The organism is Myxococcus sp. AB025B (assembly GCF_006518215.1).
Taxonomy (GTDB): domain Bacteria; phylum Myxococcota; class Myxococcia; order Myxococcales; family Myxococcaceae; genus Myxococcus; species Myxococcus fulvus.
In genome coordinates this window covers 1-1,856 of record NZ_SRLW01000603.1, presented here as the reverse complement: position 1 = coordinate 1,856, position 1,856 = coordinate 1, and the positions used below count along the sequence as shown (strand labels likewise).

1 protein-coding gene is annotated in these 1,856 nt (G+C 71.3%); it reads left to right on the top strand.

The features are described 5' to 3' along the window. Nucleotides 1-105: 105 nt before the first annotated feature. Nucleotides 106-1,725, top strand: a complete 1,620-nt coding sequence (istA, locus tag FL311_RS42960) for an IS21 family transposase (RefSeq protein WP_141333434.1) — start codon at nt 106-108, stop codon at nt 1,723-1,725. Nucleotides 1,726-1,856 lie beyond the last annotated feature (131 nt).

Below are 1,856 nucleotides of genomic sequence, written 5' to 3'. Positions count from 1 at the left end.
CCTCAGTGGTCACCCAAAACCGGCCAATGAAGGTCCCCTGAAAAGCGGCCAAAGGGGAGGGCCGAGACGTTGACGCCCGGGTAGGACGTGGAGTCCGCCTGGGGGATGGGCAACGTCTTGAGCGACGAGAAGCAGCAGCAGGTCATCGCCCTGGGGCGGTTGGGCTGGAGTCTGAGACGAATCGAGGAGGCGACGGGGGTCCGCCGTGAGACGGCCAGCGGCTACCTGAAGGCGGCGGGAGTGGGAGTGCGTCCGCCGCGCCGGTGGGGCAAGACAAAACCGGCCAATGGAGGGACCACCGAGGTGGGGCCCGCGGGCGAGGAGTCCTCCGCGGGAGCAAAACCGGCCAATGAGGGGACCACCGACGCCGCACCGCGCAGCCGCGCCGCAGTCCGACACCTGAGGGCGAGCATCGTCGCCCCGTACGTGGACCTGGTGCAGCAGCGACTGGAGGTGGGCCGCAACGCGCGCGCCGTCTACGAGGAGCTCGTCGACACGCAGGGCTACACGGGCAGCTACATCAGCGTGCGTCGCTTCGTGCGCACGCTGAGGGACAGCCAGGGCCCGGAGGCCAAGGCCGTCATCCACACGGCGCCCGGAGAGGAAGCGCAGGTGGACTACGGGGAGGGGCCCATGGTGCGCCACCCGGAGACGGGGAAGTACCGGCGCACGCGCATGTTCGTCCTGACGCTGGGCTACAGCCGCAAGTCGGTGAGGCTGTTGTGCTGGAGGTCTTCCAGCCGGACGTGGGCGCAGCTGCACGAGGAGGCGTTCCGCCGGCTGGGCGGCGTGGCGCGCACGGTGGTGCTGGACAACCTGCGAGAGGGCGTGCTGGCAGCCGACGTGTACGAGCCGGCTCTCAATCCCCTCTTCCGGGACGTGCTGGCCCACTACGGCGCCACGGCCCTGCCGGCCCGGGTCCGCCACCCGGACAGGAAGGGCAAGGTGGAGTCGGCGGTGGGGCACGCGCAGCGCACGCCGCTCAAGGGCCTGCGCTTCGAGTCCCTGCAGGCCGCGCAGGCCTACCTCGACGCGTGGGAAGCGCGGTGGGCGGACACCCGCATCCACGGCACCACCAAGCGCCAGGTGGCGGCCATGTTCAGCGAGGAGGGGCCGAAGCTGCTGCCCCTGCCGGTGGAGCCCTTCCGGTACTACGCCTTCGGCGAGCGCGTGGTGCACCTGGACGGGCACGTCGAGGTGGAGGGCGCGTACTACTCGGTGCCCCCGGGCCACATCGGCCGCAAGGTGCACGTGCAGTGGGACAGCCTCCACGTGCGCCTGCTGCTGCCCTCCTCGGGGCGGCTGCTGCGCGAGCACACCCGGACACCTCGCGGCCACCACCGCACGCGCGAGGAGGACAGGCCCTCGCACGCGCCGCGCACCACGTTGCAGCTGCTCGAGCGCGCCGCACGGGCCGGACGCAGCGTCGCCACGCTCTGCACCGAGGTGCACCACCGGGAAGGCGAGACGGGCACCCGGCGAATCCTCGGCGTGCTGTCCCTGGCCAGGAAGTACGGCACCGCCGCCCTGGACGACGCCTGCGAGGTGGCACTCGAGGTGGGCGTCCCCACCTACCGCTTCGTGCGCCGCTACCTCGAAAGGCGCACGCCCACTCCCGTCACCCTGCGCCAGGTGGACCCGCTCATCCGCGAGCTCACCCACTACCGCGACGTCATCGCCCGCCTCACCCAGCCCACCCCTCACCCAGGAGACACCGAGACATGAATCTCGTCGAAATCACCCGTGCCCTCACCACCTTGCGCCTGTCCGGCATGGCCCAGGCCCTCGAGGCGCGCCTGCTCCAGGCCCAGGCCGAGAAGCTCGCTCCGCTCGACTTCCTCTCCGCGCTCGTCAAC

Coding starts and splice junctions, on each gene's coding strand:
- istA (WP_141333434.1), top strand. CDS start 106: ATGGGCAACGTCTTGAGCGACGAGAAGCAGCAGCAGGTCATCGCCCTG.